Source organism: Micromonospora sp. BQ11, assembly GCF_052068135.1.
Taxonomy (GTDB): Bacteria; Actinomycetota; Actinomycetes; order Mycobacteriales; family Micromonosporaceae; genus Micromonospora.
Map to the genome: position 1 here is coordinate 97,174 of NZ_JBQHDB010000013.1, position 24,509 is coordinate 121,682.

Annotated in this window: 19 protein-coding genes; 9 read left to right on the forward strand and 10 right to left on the reverse strand. The window is 73.9% G+C overall.

Features of this window, described 5'->3' with window-relative positions; all coding sequences use genetic code 11:
* Positions 1-121 precede the first annotated feature (121 nt).
* Positions 122-2,092, forward strand: coding sequence for a 4-alpha-glucanotransferase (gene malQ / locus ACTMSW_RS24600; protein ID WP_441183046.1), 1,971 nt, complete (start codon positions 122-124; stop codon positions 2,090-2,092).
* Positions 2,093-2,098: 6 nt separating this feature from the next.
* On the opposite strand, the gene ACTMSW_RS24605 is transcribed toward malQ, so the two are convergent.
* Positions 2,099-3,199 (reverse strand): winged helix DNA-binding domain-containing protein, encoded by a 1,101-nt coding sequence (locus ACTMSW_RS24605; RefSeq protein ID WP_441183047.1) that lies wholly within the window; start codon positions 3,197-3,199, stop codon positions 2,099-2,101.
* A 118-nt stretch (positions 3,200-3,317) separates the two neighbouring features.
* Between ACTMSW_RS24605 and ACTMSW_RS24610 the strand changes: the two genes are divergently transcribed.
* Complete coding sequence (locus tag ACTMSW_RS24610) at positions 3,318-3,716, forward strand: DUF4190 domain-containing protein (protein ID WP_441183048.1); 399 nt, start codon at positions 3,318-3,320, stop codon at positions 3,714-3,716.
* Positions 3,717-3,898: 182 nt separating this feature from the next.
* Here the strand turns inward: ACTMSW_RS24610 and ACTMSW_RS24615 are convergent, their stop codons facing one another.
* The 5 genes from ACTMSW_RS24615 to ACTMSW_RS24635 are packed head-to-tail and all read right to left on the reverse strand — an operon-like array spanning position 3,899 to position 7,891.
* The gene (locus ACTMSW_RS24615) at positions 3,899-4,387 is read right to left on the reverse strand and encodes an N-acetyltransferase family protein (RefSeq protein WP_441183049.1); all 489 of its coding nucleotides are present in this window, start codon (positions 4,385-4,387) and stop codon (positions 3,899-3,901) included.
* Between the two features lie 48 nt (positions 4,388-4,435).
* Positions 4,436-5,053 (reverse strand): response regulator, encoded by a 618-nt coding sequence (locus ACTMSW_RS24620; protein ID WP_441183050.1) that lies wholly within the window; start codon positions 5,051-5,053, stop codon positions 4,436-4,438.
* Positions 5,050-6,240 carry a sensor histidine kinase gene (locus tag ACTMSW_RS24625; RefSeq protein ID WP_441183051.1) on the reverse strand — a complete coding sequence of 397 codons (1,191 nt, stop codon included), beginning with the start codon at positions 6,238-6,240 and terminating at the stop codon, positions 5,050-5,052. The genes ACTMSW_RS24620 and ACTMSW_RS24625 overlap by 4 nt, the downstream gene beginning before the upstream one ends.
* Positions 6,237-7,055, reverse strand: a complete 819-nt coding sequence (locus tag ACTMSW_RS24630; RefSeq protein ID WP_441183052.1) for an ABC transporter permease — start codon at positions 7,053-7,055, stop codon at positions 6,237-6,239. Before ACTMSW_RS24630 ends, ACTMSW_RS24625 begins: the two co-directional genes overlap by 4 nt.
* A complete protein-coding gene (locus ACTMSW_RS24635; RefSeq protein ID WP_441183053.1) occupies positions 7,052-7,891 on the reverse strand; it encodes an ABC transporter ATP-binding protein in 840 nt (279 codons plus the stop codon). Before ACTMSW_RS24635 ends, ACTMSW_RS24630 begins: the two co-directional genes overlap by 4 nt.
* A gap of 162 nt (positions 7,892-8,053) precedes the next feature.
* Between ACTMSW_RS24635 and wrbA the strand changes: the two genes are divergently transcribed.
* The gene (gene wrbA, locus ACTMSW_RS24640) at positions 8,054-8,671 is read left to right on the forward strand and encodes an NAD(P)H:quinone oxidoreductase (RefSeq protein ID WP_441183054.1); all 618 of its coding nucleotides are present in this window, start codon (positions 8,054-8,056) and stop codon (positions 8,669-8,671) included.
* Positions 8,672-8,757: 86 nt separating this feature from the next.
* Here the strand turns inward: wrbA and ACTMSW_RS24645 are convergent, their stop codons facing one another.
* Complete coding sequence (locus ACTMSW_RS24645) at positions 8,758-10,680, reverse strand: chorismate-binding protein (RefSeq protein ID WP_441183055.1); 1,923 nt, start codon at positions 10,678-10,680, stop codon at positions 8,758-8,760.
* Between the two features lie 250 nt (positions 10,681-10,930).
* On the opposite strand from ACTMSW_RS24645, the gene ACTMSW_RS24650 reads away from it, so the two are divergent.
* The 3 genes from ACTMSW_RS24650 to ACTMSW_RS24660 all read left to right on the forward strand — a co-directional run bounded on the left by ACTMSW_RS24650 (position 10,931) and on the right by ACTMSW_RS24660 (position 15,347).
* A complete protein-coding gene (locus ACTMSW_RS24650; RefSeq protein ID WP_441183056.1) occupies positions 10,931-12,310 on the forward strand; it encodes an FGGY family carbohydrate kinase in 1,380 nt (459 codons plus the stop codon).
* Between the two features lie 101 nt (positions 12,311-12,411).
* Positions 12,412-14,928: a nitrate- and nitrite sensing domain-containing protein gene (locus ACTMSW_RS24655; RefSeq protein ID WP_441183057.1), complete on the forward strand. Its 2,517-nt coding sequence runs from the start codon at positions 12,412-12,414 to the stop codon at positions 14,926-14,928.
* Positions 14,925-15,347 carry a roadblock/LC7 domain-containing protein gene (locus ACTMSW_RS24660; protein WP_441183058.1) on the forward strand — a complete coding sequence of 141 codons (423 nt, stop codon included), beginning with the start codon at positions 14,925-14,927 and terminating at the stop codon, positions 15,345-15,347. Before ACTMSW_RS24655 ends, ACTMSW_RS24660 begins: the two co-directional genes overlap by 4 nt.
* Before the next feature lie 150 nt (positions 15,348-15,497).
* On the opposite strand, the gene ACTMSW_RS24665 is transcribed toward ACTMSW_RS24660, so the two are convergent.
* Positions 15,498-17,033 carry a GH1 family beta-glucosidase gene (locus tag ACTMSW_RS24665; protein WP_441183059.1) on the reverse strand — a complete coding sequence of 512 codons (1,536 nt, stop codon included), beginning with the start codon at positions 17,031-17,033 and terminating at the stop codon, positions 15,498-15,500.
* Positions 17,034-18,033: 1,000 nt separating this feature from the next.
* On the opposite strand from ACTMSW_RS24665, the gene ACTMSW_RS24670 reads away from it, so the two are divergent.
* Positions 18,034-20,925 (forward strand): glycoside hydrolase family 48 protein, encoded by a 2,892-nt coding sequence (locus tag ACTMSW_RS24670; protein ID WP_441183125.1) that lies wholly within the window; start codon positions 18,034-18,036, stop codon positions 20,923-20,925.
* A gap of 280 nt (positions 20,926-21,205) precedes the next feature.
* On the opposite strand, the gene ACTMSW_RS24675 is transcribed toward ACTMSW_RS24670, so the two are convergent.
* The gene (locus tag ACTMSW_RS24675; RefSeq protein WP_441183060.1) at positions 21,206-21,928 is read right to left on the reverse strand and encodes a DUF3159 domain-containing protein; all 723 of its coding nucleotides are present in this window, start codon (positions 21,926-21,928) and stop codon (positions 21,206-21,208) included.
* 78 nt (positions 21,929-22,006) lie between these two features.
* Between ACTMSW_RS24675 and ACTMSW_RS24680 the strand changes: the two genes are divergently transcribed.
* Both ACTMSW_RS24680 and ACTMSW_RS24685 read left to right on the forward strand, forming a co-directional pair.
* Positions 22,007-22,894 (forward strand): phosphatase PAP2 family protein, encoded by an 888-nt coding sequence (locus ACTMSW_RS24680; protein ID WP_441183061.1) that lies wholly within the window; start codon positions 22,007-22,009, stop codon positions 22,892-22,894.
* Positions 22,895-22,904: 10 nt separating this feature from the next.
* Positions 22,905-23,573 (forward strand): maleylpyruvate isomerase N-terminal domain-containing protein, encoded by a 669-nt coding sequence (locus ACTMSW_RS24685; protein WP_441183062.1) that lies wholly within the window; start codon positions 22,905-22,907, stop codon positions 23,571-23,573.
* A 7-nt stretch (positions 23,574-23,580) separates the two neighbouring features.
* On the opposite strand, the gene ACTMSW_RS24690 is transcribed toward ACTMSW_RS24685, so the two are convergent.
* The gene (locus ACTMSW_RS24690; RefSeq protein ID WP_441183063.1) at positions 23,581-24,462 is read right to left on the reverse strand and encodes a DUF1028 domain-containing protein; all 882 of its coding nucleotides are present in this window, start codon (positions 24,460-24,462) and stop codon (positions 23,581-23,583) included.
* Positions 24,463-24,509 lie beyond the last annotated feature (47 nt).

Genomic DNA, 24,509 nt, shown 5'->3' on the forward strand with positions numbered 1-24,509 from the left:
GGCCTGGATACCCGCCCGGCCCGAGGGGTCACGTCGATGGCGCGTCGGATAGGAGCAGTGCTGCGGGGACCCGCACCACATGGCATGGTGAGGCCGTTGGGGCTCCGGAGGTGGATGGGACATGGATCGAGGGCTGGTCGCCCTGGCTCAGGCGCACGGCGTGGCGACCTCGTACGAGGACTGGCTGCACCGTCGGGTGGAGGTCGCGCCGGAGACCGTCGTCGCCGTGCTCGGGCTGCTCGGCGTGGACGCCACCGGCCCGGCCGCGATCGCCGACGCGCTGGCCGAGGTGCAGGCGCGCGACCCGCACGCGCTGCCCCCGACGGTGGTGCTCACCGCCGGCGACACCCGCCCGCTGCCCGGCCCCGCCACGGTGCTGCTGGAGGAGGGCGGCACCCGCCGCGCCGACGGCGCGCTCCCGGGGGACCTGCCGTTGGGCTGGCACCGGTTGGAGTACCAGGGCCGGCAGGTGCCGCTGGTCGTGGTGCCACCACGGCTGCCCGAGCCGCCCGCGGCCTGGGGGTGGATGCTCCAGCTCTACGCGCTCTGCTCCGAACGGTCGTGGGGCATGGGCGACCTCGGCGACCTGGCCGAGTTCACCAGCTGGTCCGGGCGCACCGGCGCCGGCCTGGTGCTGCTGAACCCGCTGCACGCGCCCGCGCCGACGCACCCGGTGGCCCCGTCGCCGTACTCGCCGTCCAGCCGGCGCTTCGCCAACCCGCTCTACCTGCGGGTGGCCGACACCTCCGCGTACCGGGCGGCCGACCCGGCGACGCGGGCGGTGGTGGACGCGCTGCGCCCGGACCACAGCGACCTCGTGGACTACGACGCGGTCTGGACCGCGAAGCGGCACGCCCTGGAACTGCTGCGGCCCTTCGGTGAGCCGTTCGACGCCGACGAGGACCTGACGGCCTTCGCGACGTGGTGCGCCCTGGCCGAGCGGCACGGCCGCGACTGGCGCCGCTGGCCGGTGGGTCTGCGCCGGCCGGACGGGCCGGAGGTGGCCGCCGAGCGGGAACGACTCGCCGACCAGGTGGCCTTCCACGCCTGGGTGCAGCACCTCTGCGACGCGCAGCTGGCAACCGCCGCCGAGGCGGCCCGGGCCGCCGGCATGCCGGTCGGCATCGTGCACGACCTGGCGGTCGGAGTCGACCCGTGCGGCGCCGACGGGTGGCAGCTCGCCGACGTCCTGGCCGAGGGCGTCCACGTCGGCGCGCCCCCGGACGAATTCAACCAGCTCGGGCAGGACTGGGGGCTGGCCGCCTGGCGTCCCGACCGGCTCGCCGCCACGGGGTACGCGGCCTACCGCGACATGCTGCGCCGCGTCCTTCGGCACGCGGGCGGGCTGCGGGTGGACCACGTCGCCGGGCTCTGGCGACTGTGGTGGGTGCCGCCGGGCGCCGGTCCGGCCGAGGGCACGTACGTCCGCTACGACGCCGATGCCATGCTCGGCATCCTCGCCCTGGAGGCGCACCGGGCGGGCGCGGTGGTGGTCGGTGAGGACCTGGGCACGGTCGAGAAGGCCGTCACCCACGGCCTGCGGGAGCGCAACATGCTCGGCTCGACCGTGCTCTGGTTCGCCCGCGACGACGACGGTGGCTTCCTGCCGCCGGCTCGTTGGCCGCGTACCGCCCTGGCGACCATCTCCACCCACGACCTGCCCACCGCGCCGGGTTTCCTCAGCGGCGAGCACGTGCGGGTCCGTGCCGAGCTGAAGCTGCTCGCCCGCGACGTGACGGCCGAGCGGGAGCGCGCCGAGGCCGACCGGCGGGAGCTGATCGCGATGCTGCGGGCCGAGAAGCTGCTCCCGGAACCGCTGGAGGGGGCTGAGACGCCGTCGGACGAGGACGTCGTGACCGCCTTGCACGCCGCCCTGGCGGCCAGCCCGACGCGGCTGCTCGCCGCCTCCCTCTACGACGTGCTGGGCGAGGTGCGGCAACCCAACATGCCGGGCACGGTGGACGAGTACCCGAACTGGCGGCTGCCCCTGCCGGCGTCGCTGGCCGAGATCCGCGACGACCCGCGGGTCGCCCGTGTCGCGAAGCTGCTCACCGCCGGCCGTCCCCGCCCGGCCGACGACGACACCGTCTGAGCAGGCTCAGGTCGACCAGTCGATGCGCGGCGTGCGGTCGAGGAAGGCCGCGTAGCGACCCAGGGCACGCTCCACCCGGGCGCGCTGCCGGGCGTCCAGGTCGACCAGTGGGTGGACGGTCACCGTCACCCGGGCCGGGCCGATGGTCCGCTTCCACGTGCCGACCACCCGACCGGCACGCACCACGGTGGCCTGGAAGACGCCGTTGCCGCCGGGCACGATCGCGCGGGCGTGCGCCGGGTCGAGCATCAGCGTCCGGTCGCGGTAGCCCAGCAGGTACTCGTCGAAGCCCGGGAGCACCAGCAGGTCGTCGACGGGCCGGGGCGGCGCGTCGAGCAGGGCCCGGTCCACCGACGCCGGCTCCCCGTCGACGGACACCTCCGCCAGCGCGTCCCCGGCGGCGGCGAAGGCGCGTCGCGCGTCGGTGAGGGTGAGCCCGGTCCAACCGGCGAACTCCCGCGCGGTGACCGGGCCGTGGCCGCGCACGTACCGCAGGGCGAGCAGGGCCAGCGCCTCGTCCCGCTCGGGGCGGCGCGGTGCGGGTGCCCACTCGTCGAGCAGCGCGAAGGACTGGTCCGCGCCGGCGAGGCAGGTGACGCCGCGGACGCTCGCGTACCACAGCAGGTGGTAGCCGCGCTGCCCGCCGGTGGCGATGCCGGCGGCCTCCAGCGTGGCCAGGCACTGCGCGCGGGTCAGCCGGCCGCCGCCGGCCAGCGCGGCGCCGAGCACCTCGACCGCGCGGTCCGCGTCGGCCTCGGTGAGCCCGAGCGCCGCCCGCCGGGTCGCGGCGCCGGCCAGCGAGCGTACGCCGGTCAGCTCCAGCATCCACCGGGCGTCGGCGGGCGCGACCAGGTGGACGGTGCCCCGCATCGGCCAGGTGCGCAGCGCCTCCCGGCGCTCCAGCGCGGCCCGGACGTCCGCCTCGGACAGGGCCGGCAGCCGGACCCCCAGCGACCACAGGCCGCTCGCCAGATCCTGTGCCTGCATGGCGCCGAGCCACTCCACCACCTCGGCCACGCCGTCGGCGCGCGTGGTGGGGTGGGGCCGCAGCAGCAGACTCGTCATCCGCAGTGCGAGTGCGGCGCGCGGGGTCAGGTCGACGGTCACTGTCCTCCTCCGGGTCGCGGCCAGCCTAGGACCCGCCACCGACACCGAGGCATAGGCCGGTCAGGAGGGGGGATGCGGCGCGCGGAGGTATGCGCGCCAGCGCACGGGAGGGAGCGAGATGACTGCGTACAACGAGCCGGCCCGAGGTGCCGGCGCACCGACCCGCACCGAGCGGCGGGGCGGATCGGGCACGGCGGCGAAGACCAGCGCCGCCGCCACTTTCGCACTGGTGTTCGGCGTCTCCGCGCTGATCAGCGTGCTCACCGCGATCCTCGCCTGGATCGGCGTGGTGCTCGCCATCATCGGCGTGATCCTGGGCATTGTCGGCCTCAAGATGGCCGGCCGTCCGGGCGTGACCGGCCGGGGAGTCGCGATCGGCGGTCTGGTGCTCAGCGTGCTCGCCCTGCTGATCGGGCTGGCGCTCGGCGCCGGCATCACCACGTTCCTCAACAACGAGGGCGCGGTGGACCGGCTCCAGCAGCAGGTCGACGACCTGCGGGACCGCATCGAGCAGTGACGGGGTGGCGACCCCCTGATCGCGCTACGCCGGCGACAGTGCCGGCGGAGCGCGATCCCCCGTTCAGGTCGACCGGCGCAGGGGCGGCGATGGTACGGCCGGCGCCGGTGCGATCAGGATGCCCGCCCCTGCCACGGCCGGGGTCGACGCCGGCCCGAACTTGCGGAAATCTTGAGCTGCGGTCACAGTCGTCGATGCATGACCAGCAGGTCGACGTACCCCTGCGTGGGGTGCCGAAAGCCCTCGGGCACCCGACCGACGACCGTGAAGCCGAGCGAGTGCCACAGGGCCACCGCGCGGGTGTTGGTGGCCACCACGGCGTTGAACTGCATGGCCCGGTAGCCGTCGGCGCGGGCCTGCTCGAGCACGTACGCCCCGAGCGCGCGGCCCACCCCGCGCCGGGCCGCGGCGGGATCCACCATGAAGCTCGCGTTGGCCACGTGGTCGCCCGGCCCGAGTTGGTTCGGCGTGAGCTTCGCCGAGCCCAGAACCGTGCCATCGGCGTCGACGGCCACCACGGTGCGACTTGGCGGGGGCACCGTCCACAGCGCCCGGGCGTGCTCCTCGCCCACGTCGCGCGGCCACGTGTACGTCTCGCCGGCCGCCACGATCTCCCGCAGGAACGGCCAGATCCGGGGCCAGTCCGCGGCGGTCGCCTCCCTGATCTCCATCCACCGATCATGCCGTGACGCCACCCCGAGCGGGTCGCGCCGTCGAGGTCAGAGCAGGCCGGCGGCCATGGCCGTGGTGACCGCCGCGGTCCGGTCGGAGACGCCGAGCTTGGCGAAGCTGCGCAGCAGATGCGTCTTCACGGTGGCCTCGCTGATGTGCAGCTCCCGCCCGATCTCGGCGTTGGACAGTCCCCGCGCGACGAGCCGGAGCACCTCGATCTCGCGAGGGGACGGCGACTCCCGTGCGGGGCGGCGTACCTGGTGCAGCAGCCGGGTCGCCACCGAGGGCGCGAGGACGGTGCCGCCGCGCGCGGCGGCCCGGACCGCCCGGACCAGGTCCGCCCGGGAGACGTCCTTGAGCAGATAGCCGGCCGCCCCGGCCTCGACCGCGCGCAGGATGTCGGCGTCGGTCTCGTACGTCGTCAGCACCACCACCCGGGTCGCCGGGGCGACCGCCATCACCTGAGCGGTGGCCGTGGCCCCGTCGAGGCCGGGCAGTCGCAGGTCCATCAGGACCACGTCCGGCCGCAGCGCCTGGACGGCCGCCACCGCCTCGGTTCCGGAGGCCGCCTCGCCGACCACGGTGATGTCCGGCTCGCCACCGAGCATGCCGGACACCCCGGCGCGAACCACGGCGTGGTCGTCGACCAGCAGCACCGAGATCATGAGTACGGCACCTCCACCCGTATCGTCGTGCCTTCGCCCCGCGCCGACCGTATGGTGGTCGTGCCCTGTACCTGTGCGACGCGGTCGGCCATGGCGGCCAGGCCGTAGCCGTCGCCGGTGTCCGCCAGGTCGAACCCGGTGCCGTCGTCGGCGATCTCCAGGACCAGGGTGTCGGTGCGGTCATCGAGCCGAACGGTCACGGTGGTCGCCGCCGCGTGTCGGCGGACGTTGGCGAGCGCCTCCTGTGCCGCGCGCAGCAGCACCACCTCGACCGAGGTGGCCAGGGGGCGGATCGTCCCGCCCGCCGTGACGTGGACCGTCAGAGCGGTCTCCCGGCCGAACCGCTCGACCAGTCGGTGCAGGGCCTGGGAGAGCGGGCTGTCGGTGAGCGCGGCAGGGGTGAGGGCCGCGACCAGAGCGCGAACCTCGGCCAGGCTGTCCCGGGCGGTGTCCACCGCCAGGCCGAGGTGACGGCGGGCCGACGACGGGTCCCGGTCCAGATCGGCGTCCGCGGCCTGGATCAGCATCACCACGCTGGACAGCCCCTGCGCGACGGTGTCGTGGATGTCGGCGGCCAGCCGCTGCCGTTCGGCGGTGACACCCGCCTGCCGGGACAGCCGGGCGACCTCGTCCCGGGACCGGTCCAGTTCGGCGATCAGCTCGGCCCGCCGGTCGCTCTCGGCGACCGTGCGCTGCGACCAGACGCCGATCATCGACACCACGCCGACGATCAGGGCCGCGATCAGCAGCGGGGCGGTCACCTCGGCCAGGTCCCGGGCGCGGACGGCGAGGACGACCACGTGCACGGCGTTGAGCAGCACCACCGCGCCGACGGCCGGTGCGGCGGGCAGCACCATGAACGCCTGCGGGCACAGGGCGAACAGCGCGAAGGAGGCGATCCCGGACAGCAGCACCGCCGGGACGTACAGCATGACGACGCCCGCCAGGTAGACGTACCCCCGCCAGTCCTCGACCGCGTCGCGCATCAACGCCCGGCCGAACGCGACGTACCACGCACCGAGTGCCACGAAGAGAAGCGCCGCCCCGAGCCGGGTGGGGCCGGGGTGGCCCGGCTCGGCGACGACGGCGGTGCCCACCCCCAGCCCGGTCACCGCGAAGTAGGCGTCCCAGAGGACGAACCGGCTGGTCCACCCGGAGGTCGCCGGTTGGGCTTCCGTCCCGCTCACCGGTCCCGCCGACCTCGCCAGCGGAAGGTGGTCAGACACAGGACCAGGCCTCCTATGCACCACGCGGCGAGCACGAGCGCGATCCGGCCGTGCTCCCAGGAGGGTACGACCTCCTGAGCCAGGATGGTGTCCGGCAGGAACGCCGACCGGAAGCCCTGCGCCATCCACTTGAGGGGAAACAGCGATCCCGCCGTGACCAGGGGCTCCGGAAGGTGACCGATCGGGGTGAAGTAGATCCCGGAGATGAACGCGAGCACCAGGTACGGCAGGTTCATCACCGCCCCCGCGCTGCGCGCCGACCCGGCCATACTGCTCGCCGCCACCCCGAGCAGGGAACAGGCGACCACCCCGAGCAGGAACACCCAGCCGAAGGTGAACCAGCGGCCCGCGTCGGCCGGCAGTGCGAGGTCGAAGGCGAACACCCCGATCGCCAGCAGCAGCACGGTCTCGCCGACGCTGATGAGCAGCGCCATCAGGACCTTTCCCACGAAGTACGCGGCCGGCGGCATGGGCACGCCGCGTAGGCGCTTGAGCGTGCCGTCGTCCCGGTCGGCGGCGATCCCCGCGCCGATGTTGACGAAGGTGGTCGAGGCGATGCCGGCCGCGACCATGCTGGGGGCGAGGTACTGGGCGGTGGTGACGTCGCTGCCTTCGTACACGCCGTCGTAGATGGATCCCAGGAGGGCGAGGATCACGATCGGCAGCGCGAAGGTGAAGACGACGGCGTCGCGCTCCCGGGCGAACGCGCGCAGTTCGACGGCGGCGCGGTGCAGGCCGAGCCGGGCGGCGGACGGTCGGTACGTGGCGGTGGTCACGAGTGCTCTCCGATCAGGTCGAGGTAGACGTCCTCCAGGCTGGGGCGGCTCACGGTCAGCCCGGGCACCGTGCCGGCGTAGCGGCGGGCGAGGTCGGCGACGAGGGCGGCGGGGTCCTCGGTGTCCTGTTGTCCGTCGGCCCACCGGACGGTGGTGCGGACGGCGGCCCGGCCGCCGAGGGTCGCCGGTGCACCCTCGGCCACCACCCGGCCGCCGGCGATCACCACCAGGCGGTCGGCCAGCGCCTCGGCCTCGTCGAGGTAGTGGGTGGTCAGCAGGACGGTGGTCCCGTGCCGCCCGACGAGGGACCGGATGAGGCTCCAGAACAACCGGCGCGCCTGCGGGTCGAACCCGGTGGTCGGCTCGTCGAGGAAGAGCAGCCGGGGCCGGCCGATGACGCCGACGGCCACGTCGAGGCGGCGCCGCTGGCCGCCGGAGAGGGCCCGGATCCGGGTACCCGCCTTGTCGGCGAGGCCCACCAGCGCGATCACCTCCTCCGGATCGCGCGGCCGGGGGAAGTAGCGGGCGAAGTGGTGGACGGTCTCCCGGACGGTCAGTTCGCCCAGGTCGGCGCAGTCCTGCAGGACGATGCCGAGTTCGGCCCGCCACGCCAGGTCACCCCGGCGGGGATCCCGGCCCAGCACGGCGACCTCGCCGGCGTCGCGGTCGCGGTGTCCCTCCAGGATCTCCACCGTGCTGGTCTTGCCGGCACCGTTCGGGCCGAGCAGGGCGAGCACCTCGCCGGTGCCGATGTCCAGGTCGATGCCGTCCAGGGCGGTCAGGGCGCCGTACGTCTTGCGGAGTCCGCGGACCCGGACGGCGGGGGTTTCTGTCATGCCTCGATCGTCGGCCCGTACCCACCCCGTCCGGGACGACCGTCGGACGGAACCCCGGTGTCCGTCGACCGGTGGACACGAAGCCGACGGACCGGGCGTTTGACGCCGCAAGTAACGGGAAGTCGCCGGGGCTGATCCGATATTTGAGGAGGGGAACATTCGATGGCTGACCAGACGAAGGTCGCGGTGATCTACTACAGCGCGACCGGTATCACGTACCAGATGGCGCAGGCAATGTGCGAGGCCGCCGGTGAGGCCGGTGCCGAGGTGCGGTTGCGCAAGGTGCGCGAGCTGGCGCCGGAGGAGGCGATCCGCTCCAACTCCGGATGGCAGGCGCACCACCTGGAGACCCAGGACGTACCCGAGGCGCAGATCGACGACATCGCCTGGGCCGACGTGATCATCTTCGGGTCCCCGACCCGGTACGGCATGATCGCCGCCCAGCTCAAGCAGTTCATCGACACCACCGGACCGCTGTGGGCGCAGGGTGCGCTGGTCAACAAGGTCTACTCGGGGTTCACCTCGACCGCCACCGCCAACGGTGGCCAGGAGACCACGCTGATCTCGCTGTACACGGTCATCCACCACTGGGGCGGCATCGTGGTCAGCCCCGGGTACACCGACCCGAGCCAGTTCGTCGCCGGCAACCCGTACGGCGCGTCGCACACCAGCAACAACGGTGAGATCGCGCCGGACAGCGTCGCGCTGGGTGCGTGTGCGTTGCAGGCGCGGCGAGCCGTCGAGATCAGTTCCGCGCTGAAGAGAGGCATGGCCGGCTGAGCGTGGAGGCGACCGGCGTTCCGGGCGGGGGCTCTCGGCCCGCCCGGAACGCCGGTCGCCTCCACCGGTACCCGCGCCCGAGGGGTCTACGCCGATTCCGCCACGGCGGAACGCACTCCGCTCGACGGGGCCGGCAGCAGCGCGTCCAGCAACTCGGCCAGGACGGCCACCCCGTCGGGGCTCAGCACCGACTCCGGGTGGAACTGCACCCCGGCGAAGCCGTCGCCGCGCAGCGCGTGCACCGCGCCGTCGGCGCCGTCGCGGGCCACCTCCACCGGCCCGTACGCGGTGACCAGCTCGTCGGCCGTGGCGCGGGCGGTGAACGTGGAGTAGAAGCCCACCCGGCGGGGCGTGCCGAACAGCGTCACCTCCCGCTGGAGCCCCTGGTAGGGCGCGTCCCGGCGGTGCAGCGGCAACCCGAGCAGCCCGGACAGCAGTTGGTGGCCCAGGCACACCGCCAGGGTCGGCCGGCGCTCGGCCAGCAGGCCGGTGAGCAGTCCGCGCATCGCCACCATCTTCGGGTCGTCCCGGCTGCCCGGGTCGCCGGGGCCGGGGCCGACCACCACGAGGTCGTACGCGTCCACCGGCCCGGTCACCTGCCACGGCCGCACCTCGACGGCGAGGCCGAGCGCGCCGAGTTGGTGCGCGAGCATGCCCGTGAACGTGTCCTCGCCGTCCACGATCAGCGCCCGCCGCCCGGTCAGCCCGGGGCGCCCCGGTGCGTCCGCAGGCCGCTGGTTCAGCCAGAACCGGGCCAGCGGCGCGTTGCGGGCGGCCAGCGCGGCGCGTACCTCCGGGTCGTCGGCGAGCCGGGGTGCGGGCCCGGGGCCCGGCGTGGGCGCCTGCGGCCCGAGACCGAGCGCGGCGAGCACGCCGGCGGCCTTGGCGTGCGTCTCGGCCACCTCGCCGGCCGCGGTCGAGTGGCGGACCAGCGTCGCGCCGACCGGTACCCGCAGGGCGCCGTCGGGGGAGATTTCGGCGGTACGGATGAGGATCGGCGCGTCCAGTGTCTGCCGGCCGGTGTCGTCGTGGCCGAGCAGGGCCAGCACGCCCGCGTAGTAGCGCCGGCCGGTGCGCTCGTGGCGGGCGATCACGCGGCACGCGTTCTCCATCGGACTGCCCGTGACCGTGGGGGCGAACATCGTCTCCCGCAGCACCTCGCGCACGTCCTTCGTGCCCCGGCCCGCGAGCAGGTACTCGGTGTGCGCCAGGTGGGACATCTCCTTCAGGTACGGGCCGACCACCTGGCCGCCGTGCTCGGCGACGGTGGCCATCATCTTCAGCTCCTCGTCGAGCACCATGTACAGCTCCTCGACCTCCTTGGGGTCGGCGAGGAAGCGCAGCAGCGCCGCCCGGTCGGCGCCCGCGCCACCGTGCCGGAAGGTGCCGCTGATCGGGTTCATCATGACCAGGCCGTCGTCGACGCTGACGTGCCGTTCCGGGCTGGCGCCGACGAGGATCCGGGTGCCGGTGTGCACGAGGAACGTCCAGTACGCCCCCCGTTCCCGCACCAGCAGCCGACGCAGCGCGGCCAACGCCGCGACCAGCGGCGACCCCTGCACGGTGGCGCGCAGCGTGCGGTGGACGACGAAGTTGGCGCCCTCCCCGCGACCGATCTCCTCGGCCAGCACCCGGCCCACCGTCGCCGCGTACTCCTCGTCGGTCACGTCGAAGGCCGCACCCGAGGTGACCACCGGGACGTCGGGCAGCGCGGCGAGCACGTCGGCCAGGTCGACCCGCTCCTGCCGGTCGATCTCCAGGCACTCCAGCGGCACCCCGTCGTCCACACAGGCGAAGCCGCGCTCGGCGACCTGCCGGAACGGCACCAGCGCCAGGGTGCGGGGGCCGGTGGCGCCGGTCGCCAGCGGGACGTCGGCGAGCCGGTCCACCGCGCGCACGGCACCGGTGAACAGGTCGACGTGGTCGGCGCCCTCACGCCGGACGAGCGCGAACGGGCCGACGTCGGCGCCGCGCAGGGCGGCGGCGATCAGCTCGGACAGGTGGGTCATCAGGTCTCCTCGGGCCGGTAGCCGCCCGCTCGGGGCGACCGGTGGGCCGGAAGGGAAGACCGGCGGCCGCCTCGTCGGGCGGCCGCGTGGGGAAAGCTACGCGCGGGGGGTGGCCGCCGGGTCGGCGGGCCACCAGCAGGTCGGGTGCGCGAGCATGCGTTCACCCTACGCGGTGTGCGCGGTGCCGGGAAGCGGGTCGGCCCAGGAGTCGTCCGGCGGGAGGGCTGCCGGCCGGATAACGTGACCGGCGATGAACATTCTCGCCCTCGACCTGGGAACCTCCTCGGTCCGCGGACTCGTGCTGGACGGCGACGCCCGGCCGCTGCCCGGCGCCCTCGCCCGGCACAAGATGACCCTGACCGTCAACGACGACGGTGCCGGCACCCTCGACGCCGACACCTACCTGGCCGGCCTGGTCGCGTGCCTGGACGAGCTGGCGGCCGGCGGTCACCTGCACGACATCGGGTTGGTCACCACGTCCGCGCAGTGGCACTCGGTGGTGCCCCTCGACGCCGCGGGCGAACCGCTCGGGCCGGTCCTCACCTGGTTGGACACCCGCCCGGTTCCGGTCGCCGGCGCCACCGGTCCGGCCGACCCCGACGCGTTCCACCAGCGCACCGGTACGTGGTGGCACCGCTGCTACTGGTCGATGCGGCTGCCCTGGCTGCGCGCGCACACCGGCACCACGGTCGGCCGGTTCGTCGGCCTGTCCGAGTACGTGCTGGGTGCGCTGCTGGACGCCGCCCCGATGTCCGTCTCCCAGGCCTCCGGCACCGGGCTGCTCGACCTGCGCACGATGGGCTGGGACGCCGAGGCCTGCACGTTGGCCGGCTCCCGCCCGGAGGAGCTGCCCGAGCTGGCCCCGGCCACGTGGCGCGGGCGGCTGCGCGCCGACCACGCCCGCCGGTGGCCCGCCCTCGCCGACGTGGGATGGGCCGCCCCGGTGGGTGACGGCGCCGCCTCCAACGTCGGCTCCGGCTGCGTCGACGAGAGCCGGGCCGCGGTGACCGTCGGTACGTCGGCGGCGGTGCGGCTGGTCCAGCACCTGGAGGCGGGTCGGAACCTGCCCCGGTTGCCGGACGACCTGTGGCGCTACCGGGTCGACCACGACCACGTGGTGACCGGCGCCGCGTACTCCTCCGGAGGCAACCTGTTCGCCTGGGCCAACCGGGAGCTGCGGCTGCCCCGGGGGGCGGAGCTGGAGGCGGCGCTGGCACGGGTACCCCCGGACGGCGGTCGACCGGCGAACGTGCGCTTCGGTGGCGACCGGCCCCCGGGCCTGGCCCCGGCCGGGTCGGGGGAGCTGCGCCAGCTGAGCTTCGGCACCACCGCCACCGAGATCGTCGCCGGGCTGATGCGTGGGCTCTGCGACCTGGTCGCGGAGGACCTGGCCGAGCTGGAGTCCACGGTGGACAGGTCGGTCGAGGTGGTGCTCGGCGGGGGAGCGGTGGCCGCGTCACCCTGGTGGCGCAACGCGTTCGGCGCGGCGCTCGCCCCCCGCCCGGTGTGGCACGAGCGCAACCCGGAGATCGGGGCGACCGGAGGGGCGCTCGTCGCGCTGGGTCGCCTTCGCGACGCCGTGGGACTCACCGACATCGTCCGGACGGATGAGAAGCACTCGTATTCCTGAGTCGCACCTCCGGCCGGGTCGTTGACACAGCTCGCGGGCCTGGTTGGATGGATTCCGCTCCCCGGGTCCCGGCGGACGCGGGAGGGTGCGAGGAGGCACGGGTGGGCGTAGATCCGGACGCGGCGCAGGGCACGGTGTCGAACCACCGCCGCCGGTTCGACGTCCGCGTCGTAGCCCACCGGCGGCGCTCGCCGTTCCGGATGCGGGACTGGCGGATGCGTACGAAGCTCGCCACCGTGCTGGTCATCCCGTCGGTGGCGTTCCTGGTGCTCGCCGGAATCCAGACCAGCGGACTGGTCGGACGGACCACGGCGCTCGGCGACTTCGCCCAGCAGGTCGGCATCGGCCGGGAGATCGCCGCCGCGGTGCACGAACTCCAGCAGGAGCGGGACCGCTCCGCCGGTGAGCTGGCCGATCTGCGGCGCGGCGGGACCGGCGTCGACCGGGAGGCGTCCGCCGCCGCCCTCACGCCGTTGTACCAGGAGACCGACCAGGCCATTCGGCGGTTGGACCGGGCCGCCGAGCCGCTGGCCGGTGCCGACGCCTCCTGGCGGGTCGCGTACTCCGAGGTGCGGGAGGCGTACGAGCAGGTGGTGTCCATCCGGGCGGCGATCCTCCCGGCCGTGCTGGGCAGCGACACCATCCTCGGCAACTACAACCGCGCCGTGGACGCGCTGCTCAACCTGCTCGCCGAGCCGGCCCCCGGCGAGGACCAGCCGGCGCTGAGCGACGCGGTGCTGCGCTACGTCCAGATCGCCCGGGTCAAGGAACTCGCGTCCCGGATCCGCGCCCAGCTCTACGAGGCGAGCCGGGCCGGGCGGTACGGCGTCGAGGACCAGGTACTGCTGACCGACCTGCGGGCCCAGCAGCTCACCGCGCTGGGCGCGTTCCGGATCGCCGCCACCAACGACCAGGTCCGCCGGTACGACGAGACCTCGGTCGACCCGGCGTTCGTGGCGGCGACCCGGCTGGAGGAGAAGAGCCTGCCCGCCGGTGGCGGTCGCGCGGCGGTGCTGCCCGCGGAGGAGTGGTGGACCGCGAGCGAGCAGCGTCAGGAGCTGTTCCGCCAGGTGGAGACGGGCGTCATCGACGACGCCGTCCGCCAGGCCGACGACGTCAGCACCGTGCAGCTGCGGACCACCCTGCTGGTGGTCGGTGTGATCGTGGCGGTGCTGCTCGTCGCGTTGCTCATCTCCCTGCTGGTCGGTCGGTCCATCGCCCGGTCGATGCAGATGCTGCGCGGGCAGGCCCTGCGGATCGCGCAGGTCGAGCTGCCGGACGCGCTGGACCGGCTGCGTACCGTCACCGGCGGCGTGCCCCCCATCGACGTCCCGCCGGCCGTCGTGCGCTCACTCGACGAGATCGGCGAGCTGGCCGAGGCGTTCGTCGCCGTGCACCGCAGCGCGGTCAGCGTCGCCGTCGAGCAGGCCACGATGCGGCGCAACGTCAACGCGATGTTCGTCAACCTCGCGCGGCGCAGCCAGGTGCTGGTGGAACGGCAGCTCGAGCTGCTCGACGACCTGGAACGCGAGGAGAGCGACCCGGATCAGCTGGAGAACCTGTTCAAGCTCGACCACCTGGCCGCCCGCATGCGCCGCAACGACGAGAGCCTGCTGGTCCTCGCCGGCACCGAGTCGACCCGGCGGTGGAACCGACCCGTCAGCCTCGGCGCGGTGCTCCTCGCCGCGAGCGCCGAGATCGAGCAGTACCAGCGGATCCGGCACGGGTCGGTGGCCGACCTGCACGTCGTCGGACACGCCGTGGGTGAGCTGGTCCACCTGCTCGCCGAGCTGCTGGAGAACGCCACGGCGTTCTCCCGGCCGGACACGACGGTCGAGGTCCAGGCCGACGTGGACGCCGAAGCGGCGTACGTCGCGATCGTCGACCAGGGTCTGGGGATGAGTCCCACGGGGTTGGCCGAGGCGAACGCCGTCCTGACCACCCCACCCGCGGCCGACGTGGCCACCGTGGAGCGGATGGGTCTGTTCGTGGTGAGCCATCTGGCCGCCCGGCTCGGCGTCGAGGTGCGGCTGCACGCCGCCCCCGCCGGCCGGCCCGGCCTGGTCGCCCGGATCCGGCTGCCCGGGAAGCTGCTCGCCGTCGCGCCGCCCGAGCGGGGGACGGCCCCGACGGCGACCGCCGGCGGCGGTGCCCGGCGCGTTCCGGACTGGGTCCTCCCGCCGGCCTCGGGTGAGCTTCCGGTGGCCGGGCGCCGCCCGGAGACGCCCGGTGTGCCGCGTCAGAGCCGCGGGGTCCCGGTCCGGGCCGAGGACGCGCTCGCCCCGGCCGGCGCACCGCCCGCGCCCACCGGGAGCGGCTGGTGGACGCGCCAGGGGCCGGCACCGATTGCCGCCGAGCGTCCCGCCCCGCCGACCGTCCCGGTCACCGGCGGAACCAACGACCGGGGTCTGCCCGTACGGGTGCCGATGGCGCAGTTGTCCGCCGTCACCCAGTCGGCCCGGCCCGATCAGCCGGAGCGCCGGCACGATCCGGACCCGGAGGCGGTCGGCGGCATGCTGTCACGCCTCTACAGCGGCGTCCGGCGTGCCGAGGCCGAGACCACCACCGAGATACCTGTGCCGCCGACCGGCGGACGCACTGAAGGGGGAGCACCATGACGACGTTGAGCCAGGAGGCCCGGGACCTGAGCTGGCTGGTCAGCGCGTTCGCGCAGCGCGTGCCGGGGGTGGCGCACGCGGTCGTGGTCTCCTCCGACGGCCTGCTGGTCGCGATCTCCGACCACCTGCCCCGCGACAACGCCGACAAGCTCGCGGCGGTGACCTCCGGTCTGATGAGCATCACCGCCGGCGCGGCCCAGATGTTCGACGGCGACGTGGTCAAGCAGACCGTGGTCGAGATGGGCCGCGGCTACTTCCTCGTCATGCAGGTGCGGGACGGGTCGATCCTGGCCACCCTCGCCGGCGCGGACGCCGACATCGGCGTCGTCGGCTACGAGATGGCGCGGCTGGCCAAGCAGGCGGGCGAGATGCTGACCCCGGCGCTGCGCGCGGAACTCCAGCAGGCCCTGCCCCGCTGACCCCCCACCCCCGTTCCGCTGCGCGCAATTTCAGAGAAAGAGGGGCTATTCCGAGCGGAATAGCCCCTCTTTCCGTGAAATTGCGCTCCGGGGTTCCGGCCCCACCCGACGCCCGCCGACCGGCGTCGGGTGGGGAGCACGACCGGCTCGTCAGAAGCCGTTCTGGGCGATGACCCGGCGATACCAGTGTGCGCTGTTCTTCGGGATCCGGCGCTGGGTGGGGTAGTCCACGTACACCAGGCCCCAGCGCTGGTCGTACCCCTCGTTCCACTCGAAGTTGTCCAGCAGCGACCAGACGTGGAAGCTCTCCAGCGGCACACCGGCGTTCACGGCCCGGTGCGCGGCGGCCAGGTGGTCGCGCAGGAAGGCGATCCGCCCGGCATCGTCGACGCTGCCGTCGGCGCCGACGGCGTCCGGTGTGGGCAGCCCGTTCTCGGTCACGGTCAGCGGGACCGGCCCGTACTCGCGAGTGACCCGGGTGAGGATGTCGTACATCCCGTCGGGGTGGATCTGCTGCCAGTCGGCCTGCGAGGTCGGCCAGCGCCGCTCCGTCCCGCCGTCGGCGGTGACGTAGATCGGCGTGTAGTACTGCACGGCGAGCAGGTCGACCGGGCTGGCGATGACGTCGAGGTCGCCGTCGCGGACGCCCCGGACCATCCGGCTGTCCGGGCCGAGGTCGGCCAGCACGTCCTCGGGGTAGCGGCCGGTGAACACCGGGTCGAGGTAGAGACGGTTCTCGTAGCCGTCGTAGAGGCGGGTGGCCGACGCCGCCTCGGGGGAGGAGTCGGCGGGGTAGCACGGGTGCAGGTTGAAGGCCGGGCCGATCCGGCCGCTGCCTCCGCCGGCGCGCAGCGCCTGGACCGCGAGACCGTGGGCCAGATGGAGGTGGTGCGCCACCAGGTACGCGGCGTCCGGGTCCTGCCGGCCGGGGGCGTGGTGGCCGGTGAGGTAGCCGTTCTGCACCACGGTCTTCGGCTCGTTGACGGTCAGCCACACCGGGACCTGGTCACCGAGGGCGCGGAAGACCAGGTCGGCGTAGTCGGCGAACCGGTAGGCCACGTCCCGCGACTCCCAGCCCCCGGCGTCCTGGAGGGCCTGCGGCAGGTCCCAGTGGAACAGGGTCACCATCGGCGCGATGTCGCGCTCGTGCAGGCCGTCCACCAACCGCCGGTAGAAGTCCAGGCCCCGCTGGTTCGCCGGCCCGGTGCCGTCGGCCTGGATGCGCGGCCAGGAGACGGAGAACCGGTAACTGCGGAGCCCGAGGTCGCGCATCAGGTCGAGGTCCTCGGCGTACCGGTGGTAGTGGTCGGCGGCCACGTCGCCGGTGTCGCCGTTGCGGGTGCGTCCCGGTGTACGGCTGAACGTGTCCCACACCGACTCGCCGCGACCGTCCTCCTTGGCCGCACCCTCGATCTGGTACGCGGAGGTGGCCGCGCCCCAGCCGAAGTCCGCCGGAAAGCGCAGGACGCCGGCCGTGCCGGCGTCGGTCGCGGCGTCGATCCGCCCGTCAGTCGGTCGGCCGGCGTGTGGACCGGCGCCAGGGAACGCACCTGGTCCGCCGTTCGGCGTGGCGCTGGTCCTCGGGGCGACGGCGGTGGCACGGGGGCTGACGCCGGTCGCGGGGGCCACGGCGGTGGCGGAGAGCGCGGCGTGCCGGATCAGGTGCCGCCGGGTGACTATCGACATGGGTTCTCCTTGAAGGGTGCGGGCCACCGCCGTGAGCCGGGAGCGCTCCCAGCATAGGGCAGGCGTTTTCCGCCGGTCATCCGTCGGTCACGCCGGCGGGGTTCCGGTCGGGCCCGTGGCGGTCGCGGAAGGGGGCGGGACGTGCGCGTACCCCCGCGGCGCGGCGCTGCGGGTGTGGGGCGCGGGAGGTACGGGCGGCTTCGCACCGGGGTTTGCCACGCGGCGGCGGGGGAGCCGGGCCGGGTCGGCGGGGCGACCCGGGGTTGCGGGGGGCCGGCCGGTCGGCGCGGTCACGGCTTCGCCGGTGGTGCGACGCGAAGGTGGGGTGGACGAGCCGTCTGGTCGGCACTTCTTCCACCGGGGACGGGGGTTTAGGGTGGGGACGGGGGAGGGCAACCCCCGTCCCCACCGTTGCGGCACACGTACGTGCGGAATGGCATCCCTGTTCGTACGTGTCGCGCGGGAGCCGGGCCACGCGAGTGGCTTGAGGATCCACCTCCCTCCACGTGGTGGGATGATGGCTGACGGCGGCGTCCGGGCTGGCCCGCCGTCAGCCCTCGGGCTTTCTCCCGAGGTCGCCGCACTCGGCCGCGCCACGGGTGATCTTCCTTGTGGAACTCCGTCGATGGAAGCGCTCCCATCGACGATGCTGCGACTGTAACGCCCGTCACGGCTTTGTGAAAGCCCCCGAACGAGATCGAAACATCGACCTGCTAAGACATCGACGGATTCTTGTGGGAGCGCTTCCACCCGTGGCACACTGACGACCGATCGCGATGTGGAGCCAGCTCGCGTGAGCGTGGGTCGCCGAGGGCAGCCGGTACCGCCGGCATGGCACCCGACGAGGGACGCGGCACGGCCGCGCCCCTCCCGACGACCCCGGCTACGGCCGGGGACGACCACCATCCCGGGTGCCGTGAACCCCCCGACGCACCGTCCGGCGCCCTGCCGGGGCGCCCGCCCCGGCCCGGTCCGAGGAGACATCGCGCACATGAGAAACCTGGCTAGACGTCGCCGCCTGGCGATGGTCGCCGCCACCGCGCTGGCCATCGGTGGGGTCACCCTGCCGGCCGGCGTCGCGCAGGCCGCTCCGGCCTGCGACGTGGTCTACGCGACCAGCGACTGGAACAACGGCTTCACCGCGAACGTCACCATCAAGAACCTCGGCGACCCGGTCAACGGCTGGACGCTGCGCTTCGCCTTCCCGGCGGACCAGAAGGTCACCCAGGGCTGGTCGGCGAAGTGGAGCCAGACCGGCAACCAGGTCACCGCCACCAACGAGTCGTGGAACGGCAGCCTGGCCACCGGCGCCTCGACCAGCATCGGCTTCAACGGCTCGCACAGCGGGACCAACCCGAAGCCGACCTCGTTCTCGGTCAACGGCGTCACCTGTGGCGCCGCGCCGCAGCAGCCGCCGACGGTTGGGCTGAGCGTGCCCGCCGGCCCGTTCGAGGCCCCCGCCGACGTGCCGCTGACCGCGACCGCGAGCGACCCGGACGGCACGATCAGCAAGGTCGAGTTCTACCGCAACGGGCTGCTGGTCAACACCGACACCACCGCGCCGTACGGCTACACGCTGGAGGACCTGCCGGCCGGCAGCTACACCGTCCAGGCCAAGGCGTACGACAACGCCAACCTCTCCGCCATCGCCGAGAAGTCGTTCACCGTGTCCCCGGCCAGCGGCCCGACGCTGGTGGCCACCCCGTCCGCGGTGAGCGTCAACGAGGGCGGCAGCACCACCTTCAACCTCAAGCTCAGCGGGTTGCCGTCGGCGAACGTGCCGGTGACGCTGGCCCGTACCGGCGACACGGACGTGACCGTCTCGCCGGCCTCGGTGACGTTGACCCCGACCAACTGGAACACCGGGGTGGCCGTGACCGTGGCGGCGGCGGAGGACTCCGACACCAGCGGTGGCACCGCCACGATCACCGCCTCGGCGACCGGGTACGCCCCGCTCGCCGTCACCGCAACGGAGATCGACAACGACACCCCCGGCGGGAACAACGCCTGGACCACGCGGTTCCTGGAGCAGTACGGCAAGATCAAGAACTCCGGCTACTTCAGCCCGGAGGGCGTGCCGTACCACTCCATCGAGACGCTGATCGTCGAGGCGCCCGACCACGGCCACGAGACCACCAGCGAGGCGTTCAGCTTCTGGCTGTGGCTGGAGGCCAACTACGGACGGGTCACCCAGAACTGGGCCCCGTTCAACAACGCCTGGACGGTCATGGAGAAATACATCATCCCGTCCCACGCCGACCAGCCCACCGCCGGCGCACCGGGCACCGCGCAGTACGCGGCCGAGCACGACCTGCCCAACCAGTACCCGTCGGCGCTGGAGCCGTCGGTGCCGGTCGGTCAGGACCCGCTGCGCGCCGAACTCCAAACCGCCTACGGCACCGGTGACATCTACGGCATGCACTGGCTGCTCGACGTGGACAACACCTACGGCTTCGGCCGCTGCGGCGACGGCACGACCCGGCCGGCGTACATCAACACCTTCCAGCGGGGCCCGCAGGAGTCGGTGTGGGAGACGGTTCCGCAGCCGTCCTGCGAGACCTTCGCCCACGGCGGCCGGTACGGCTTCCTCGACCTCTCGATCAAGGAGGCCAACGCCCCGGCCAAGCAGTGGAAGTACACCAACGCCCCGGACGCCGACGCGCGCGCCGTGCAGGCCGCGTACTGGGCCCTGACCTGGGCCAAGGAGCAGGGCAAGGCGGCCGACGTGGCGGCCACCGTGGCCAAGGCCGCCAAGATGGGCGACTACCTGCGCTACGCGATGTTCGACAAGTACTTCAAGAAGATCGGCAACTGCGTCGGGGCCAGCACCTGCCCGGCCGGCTCCGGCAAGGACTCCGCGCACTACCTCATGTCCTGGTACTACGCCTGGGGTGGCGCGTACGAGGCCAACCAGAACTGGTCGTGGCGGATCGGCTCCAGCCACAACCACTTCGGCTACCAGAACCCGTTCGCGGCCTGGGCGCTGACCAACGTGGCCGAGCTGAAGCCCAAGTCGCCGACCGCGGTCACCGACTGGACCAAGAGCTTCGAGCGGCAGCTGGAGTTCTACACCTGGCTCCAGTCCGCCGAGGGCGGCATCGCCGGCGGCGCCACCAACAGCTGGCAGGGCAGCTACGCCCAGCCGCCGGCCGGCACGCCGACCTTCTACGGCATGTTCTACGACGAGAAGCCCGTCTACCACGACCCGCCGTCGAACCAGTGGTTCGGCATGCAGGCCTGGTCGATGCAGCGCATCGCCGAGCTGTACCTCCAGACCGGCAACACCAGGGCCAAGGCGCTGCTGGACAAGTGGGTGCCGTGGGCGATCGCCAACACCACCCTCGGCGCCGACTGGTCGATCCCGTCGGAGCTGAAGTGGACCGGCAAGCCGAACACCTGGAACCCGACCAGCCCGCAGCCGAACACCGGCCTGCACGTCGAGGTCATCGGCAAGGGCCAGGACGTCGGCGTCGCCGCCGCCTACGCCCGCATCCTGATCGCGTACGCGGCGAAGTCGGGCAACGTCTCGGCGAAGAACACCGCGAAGGGTCTGCTGGACGCGCTGCACGCGGCCAGCGACGCCAAGGGTGTCTCGCGGCCGGAGAAGCGCGGTGACTACCGCCGCTTCGACGACGTGTACGACGCCGCCACCGGCCAGGGCCTCTACGTCCCGTCCGGCTGGACCGGCACCATGCCCAACGGCGACGCGATCGCCTCGGGCAAGAGCTTCCTCGACATCCGCTCCTTCTACAAGAACGACCCCGACTGGCCGAAGGTCGAGGCGTACCTGAAGGGCGGCGCGGAGCCGGTCTTCAACTACCACCGCTTCTGGGCGCAGGCCGACGTCGCCATGGCGTACGCCGACTACGGTCACCTGTTCCCGAACGGCTGAACCACCGGAGTCGGGTGGGCGGTACGGCCGCCGCCCACCCGACGTCGGCCGGGCCTGGGGGAGCTGATGCCCGGTCGGCGGACGGCCTGACGCCCACGGTCAGGCCGGGGTGGACCGGCCGGTCCGGCCGACGCAGCGGACCGGCCGGCCCACCCACCAACCGAATGTGCGGCCACTGCGAAAAAGCCCGAAAAAGTGGCCGCCACGGGATCACGCAAGGGTTCCCGACGGAGTAACGTACGTCACCGGAGAGGCCGCTCCCCCCGTGGCGGCCTCTCCCTTATTTTTCGGTCGGTCCGGTCCCGCTGTCCGCCCACTCCGGGCCGGGGCCGGCGTCACCGTCGAGGGTCACCGGGTGACGCAGCCCCGGGTGACCGGCCGGCAGTGACCGGCGCACCACCACCCAGCTTCCCGCCAGCGCGGCGGCCACCAGCGGCCACGTCAACGCCACCCGGGCGACGGTCAGCGCGACCACCTGACCGCCCAGCCAGAGCGGCAGGAACACCGCCACCCGCAGCACGTACGTCGCCGCCCAGACCCAGCTGCCCCGGGAGTACGCCCGCAGCAGCGCCGGGTCGCGCCGCCACCGGGTCCGCTGCCGCAGCGCGACACCCACCAGCACCCCGAGCAGGGGCCAGCGCACGACGATGCTCACCATCCAGGCCAGCGCGCTGGCCGCGTTCGCGACGAGCTGGACGAGGAAGAAGTCCTCGGCGCGACCGGTCCGCAGCGCGACCAGCGCGGCCACGCACACGGCGAGCAGGCCCACCAGCACCGAGCGGGGCCGGTCGCCGCGGCGCAACCGCCACCCCGCCACCGCCGCCCCGGCCACCACCGCCGCGGCGACGCCACCGGCGAGCGAGTTCCCGCCGAGGAGCCAGCCCACGGCGAACGCCACCGGCGGCACGGTCGCGTCGACCGCGCCCCGCCGCCCGCCGAGCAGATCGGCGAGCGACTCCGTCGGCTGCGGCCGTGGCGCTCCGCGTCCCGGTCTGCCGGTCACCGTCACCTCCTCAGGTCAGACCCAACCTATCGGCCACCACCTCCCACCGGCCGTCCGGCCGGAGGCGGCCGATAGGTTGTGCGGGTGCGAGTGACGGCAAGGGGTTCAACCGCGGTATGGCTGGTCGTGCTGGCGCTCGCCCAGGCCGCCGCCTTCCTCGTGGTGTGGCGCTACGCCGTCCACTCCGAGCTGGGCCAGTGGATCGACACGGTGGCGCTCACCGGCAACCAGATCGGCCAGGACCGCATCGACGGCCCGGTGAACACCGTCCTCAACGCGATGTCCGTCGTCGCCCTGGTCGCGGTCACCGCCGTCATCGGCTTCATCGCGCTCATCCGGGGCCGGATCGCGCTGGCCGTCACCGCGACCCTGCTGATCGTCGGCGCCAACGCCACCACCCAACTGCTCAAGTACGGGCTGGTCCGGCCGGACTTCGGCGTCGACCCGGAACGGGCGGCGGTCGGCAACAGCCTGCCGAGCGGCCACACCACGGTCGCCGCCGCCGTCGGGGTGGCGCTGGTGCTCGTCCTGCCCCGCACGGTCCGCGCCGTCGGCGCGTTCGTGGCCACCGCGTACGCGGCGATCGCCGGCGTGGCCACCCTCTCGGCGGGCTGGCACCGGCCCAGCGACGCGGTGGCGGCGTACCTGGTGGTCGGTGTGTGGGCCGCCCTGGCCGGCCTGCTGCTGCTGATCACCCAGCGGGAGCAGGCGCAGGTCGAGTCGGCCGACGCGCACCGCGTCGCCACTCTCGTCCTCGGCGTGGGGGGTCTGGTGGCCGTCGCCGGCTGCGCACTGGCGCTGGCCTGGTTGGTCGAGGTGCCCCGGGCCGCCCCGGACGAGCTGGGCCGGCGCCCACTCTTCGTCGGGTACGCCGGCAGCGCCGCCGGCATCGCCGGCACCATGGCCGTGGTGATGGCCCTGGTGCTGACCAGCGTCCACCGGCTCGTCCCGCGCTACAAGGGCTGACGCGCCGCGGATGCCGACGGTACGCGAAGCCTTCCGGGACGAGTGCACACGGCTGGGCGAGGTGCTCGCCGGCCTCGCCGCCGCCGACCTCGACCGCCCCACCGACTGCGTACCCTGGACGGTGCGGGAACTGCTGGCACACGTCCGGACCGGCGCCGGTCGACTGGCCGACATGCTCGCCGCACCCGCCCCGCCTCACGCCGAGGTCGACGCCGCCGGCTACTTCGGCGCGGCGAAGTTCACCCCGGCGGTGGACGCCGACCGGATCGACGGGGGCCGGCGGGAGGCCCGCCACGGCGGCCCGGCGGCGCTGGCGGCGGACTTCGACCGCACCTGGCGAACCACCCTCGACGCGGTGGACCACGCACCGGCCGACCGGGTGGTGCGCACCCGCCACGGTGACGCGATGGCGCTCACCGAGTTCCTCCGTACGCGGGTGGTGGAGGTCGGCGTGCACGGCCTGGACCTGGCCGCGGCGCTGAACCGGGACCCGTGGCTGACCCCGAGCGCGGCGGCGGTCGTCGCCGACCTGCTCACCGCAGGCCGGCCGGTCCCGTCCGAGCTGGGCTGGGACCGGCTCACCCTGATCCGCAAGACCACCGGGCGGGCCCCGCTGACCGGGGACGAACGCGCGACCGTCGACGCGGCCGGCTTCCGCCGGCTCAGCTTCGCCGCCTGAGCGCCGGTCAGGGGGCCGCCGTCGGCTCGCTCGCCGTGCGGGGCGCCGGGACGTGCGGGACGGCCTTGCGCAGGTGGTCCAGCACGATCGGGTCGAGCCGACCCGGGACCAGGCGCTCCTCCAGGTTCTCCATCCCGGCCCAGCCGATCAGCGCCTCCTCGGGAGCCGCCGGGTCGACCGGGTGCCCCAGGGCGGCCAGCAGCGCGGCCACCTCCGCGGCGACCGCGCCGGTCAGGTCGAGCAGCGTCGCCGGATCGGGGCGGCTGAACAGCAGGGTGTGGATCGCGAGCAGCCGGCCGAGTTCGGCGACCGGGTCGGGATGGTCGTCGACCCGCAGGTCCACCAGGACGTCGCTGGTGCCCGCGTACCCAGCGCCGCGCTCCACCACCAGCAGCCCGGCGCTCTGCCGGCCGCGCCGGTCACCGCCGGCCTGGTCGCCGGCGCGCAGCGCGGCGACCAGCCGCTCCGGGAACGACAGCGACGCCCCGCCCAACCAGCCGTCGCGCACCGCGTCGATCACCTGCGGCCCGGCCAGGATGTTGCCCTGCGCCGCCCAGCCGTCCCCGGCCTGACCACCCGCCCACGGATGGCACGCCGGGCCGGTCCAGGTGGCACCCGCGCCGGTGGCGGCGACCACGCCGACCTGGCGGTGGTCCCGCTCCCCGTCGGCGGCCACCAACCCGGCGACCACGTCCGCCGCCGCCACTCCGGTGCGCAGCAGCGTCAGCCCCTGCGGGCGGTACGCCAGATTGACGTGGGCCTGGGTCGCGATGGCGCCGATCTCGGCCTCGGCGGCCGGCACCAGCGCCCCGGCGGCCAGGAACCTGCTCGCGACCACGACGCCGTGCAGCCGGCCGTCGTCGGAGCGCGCTACGAGGGAGAAGGTCACGGGATGCAGATTAGCGCGGGGCCCCGCCGCCCCGGTACGTCGCCGAT

Coding starts and splice junctions, on each gene's coding strand:
- malQ (WP_441183046.1), top strand. CDS start 122: ATGGATCGAGGGCTGGTCGCCCTGGCTCAGGCGCACGGCGTGGCGACC.
- ACTMSW_RS24610 (WP_441183048.1), top strand. CDS start 3,318: ATGACTGCGTACAACGAGCCGGCCCGAGGTGCCGGCGCACCGACCCGC.
- ACTMSW_RS24615 (WP_441183049.1), bottom strand. CDS start 4,387: ATGGAGATCAGGGAGGCGACCGCCGCGGACTGGCCCCGGATCTGGCCG.
- ACTMSW_RS24620 (WP_441183050.1), bottom strand. CDS start 5,053: ATGATCTCGGTGCTGCTGGTCGACGACCACGCCGTGGTTCGCGCCGGG.
- ACTMSW_RS24635 (WP_441183053.1), bottom strand. CDS start 7,891: ATGACAGAAACCCCCGCCGTCCGGGTCCGCGGACTCCGCAAGACGTAC.
- wrbA (WP_441183054.1), top strand. CDS start 8,054: ATGGCTGACCAGACGAAGGTCGCGGTGATCTACTACAGCGCGACCGGT.
- ACTMSW_RS24645 (WP_441183055.1), bottom strand. CDS start 10,680: ATGACCCACCTGTCCGAGCTGATCGCCGCCGCCCTGCGCGGCGCCGAC.
- ACTMSW_RS24650 (WP_441183056.1), top strand. CDS start 10,931: ATGAACATTCTCGCCCTCGACCTGGGAACCTCCTCGGTCCGCGGACTC.
- ACTMSW_RS24660 (WP_441183058.1), top strand. CDS start 14,925: ATGACGACGTTGAGCCAGGAGGCCCGGGACCTGAGCTGGCTGGTCAGC.
- ACTMSW_RS24665 (WP_441183059.1), bottom strand. CDS start 17,033: ATGTCGATAGTCACCCGGCGGCACCTGATCCGGCACGCCGCGCTCTCC.
- ACTMSW_RS24685 (WP_441183062.1), top strand. CDS start 22,905: ATGCCGACGGTACGCGAAGCCTTCCGGGACGAGTGCACACGGCTGGGC.